The 944-nt window shown below is 64.9% G+C and carries 1 protein-coding gene and 1 other annotated feature; the gene reads right to left on the bottom strand.

All coding sequences use genetic code 11. From position 1 onward, the window contains the following. Positions 1–39: 39 nt before the first annotated feature. Positions 40–944: IS3 family transposase (locus QJT82_RS45455; protein ID WP_281446734.1), on the bottom strand; the 905-nt coding region annotated here is incomplete at its 5' end. After that, positions 871–944: a sequence feature (AL1L pseudoknot), on the bottom strand. This feature is flagged as partial in the annotation. (Overlaps the previous gene by 74 nt.)

Here is a 944-nt window from a genome sequence, read left to right as displayed (position 1 = left end):
TGAACCGCCCCGGGATTGCCGGAGGCCATTTGGTTTGAGTCACGCGGCTATACCGAACTCCTCGGTCTGCGCATAGTAGCGTGCCTCAGCTTCGGCCGGCGGGATGTTGCCGATCGGCTCGAGGAGCCGCCGGTTGTTGAACCAGTCCACCCATTCGAGCGTGGCATATTCGACGGCATCGAATGAACGCCACGGACCACGTCGATGGATGACCTCGGCCTTGTACAGGCCGTTGATCGTTTCGGCGAGCGCGTTGTCGTAGGAGTCGCCGACGCTGCCGACCGACGGCTCGATGCCGGCCTCGGCCAGGCGCTCGGTGTATTTGATCGAGACGTATTGCACGCCGCGATCGGAATGGTGGACGAGGCCCCCGCCGCGCAGCGGTCTCCGCTCCGCCAGCGCCTGTTCGAGCGCATCGAGCACAAAGCCTGCGTGAGCGCTGCGCGACACCCGCCAGCCGACGATGCGGCGGGCATAGGCGTCGACGACGAAGGCGACATAGACGAAGCCAATCCAGGTGGCGACATAGGTGAAGTCGGACACCCACAGCGCATTCGGGCGCGGCGCCTGGAACTCGCGGTTGACGTGGTCGAGCGGACAGGGTGCCGCGCGATCGCTTATCGTGGTGCGCACGGGCTTGCCCCGGATCGCCCCTTGCAGGCCCATTTCCTTCATCAGCCGCGCCACCGTACAGCGGGCGACATCCCGACCTTCGCGCCGCAATTGGCGCCACACCTTGCGCACGCCGTAAACAGAGAAGTTCTCCTCGAACACGCGACGGACCTCGACCTTCAGCGCCGCATCGCGCCTGGCGCGGGCTGAAAGTCTGGCTGGATTGCGCCGCTTGGCAACGTGATCATGGTAAGTCGACGGGGCAATCGGCAGCACCTTGCAGATCGGCTCGACCCCGTAAGCCTCGCGATGATCGTCGATGAAGGCGATCA

It is taken from the genome of Bradyrhizobium sp. Mp19 (assembly GCF_029952935.1).
Lineage (GTDB): Bacteria > Pseudomonadota > Alphaproteobacteria > Rhizobiales > Xanthobacteraceae > Bradyrhizobium > Bradyrhizobium elkanii.
The sequence above is the reverse complement of the archived record's forward strand: the minus strand, read 5'-3'. Positions and strand labels throughout refer to the sequence as shown.